The sequence below is a fragment of the Erwinia sp. PME.40.26/001 genome, from assembly GCF_055556675.1.
Map to the genome: position 1 here is coordinate 1 of NZ_JBVHNP010000261.1, position 260 is coordinate 260.

Here is a 260-nt window from a genome sequence, read left to right on the forward strand (position 1 = left end):
TGCCAGCGCCGCGAATATCGAGATCGTGCGAGGCGAGCTGAAATCCGGCGCCGAGATTTTCCAGCGACTGCAAAACCCTCAGGCGCCGTTCGGCCTGTGCGGTGATCTTCTGCTGAGCCGGCAACGTGAATAGCGCGTAGGCGCGCAGTTTCGAGCGCCCCACCCGTCCGCGCAACTGATAGAGTTGCGCAAGGCCGAACATGTCCGCGCGATGCACGATGAGCGTGTTGGCGTTCGGAATATCGAGGCCCGACTCGATG

The 260-nt window shown here is 62.3% G+C and carries 1 protein-coding gene; it reads right to left on the reverse strand.

Annotated features, from left to right (window positions below; genetic code table 11):
* On the reverse strand, positions 1-260 hold a 260-nt coding region (locus ACZ3HG_RS24110; RefSeq protein WP_465334953.1), incomplete at both ends, for a helicase-related protein.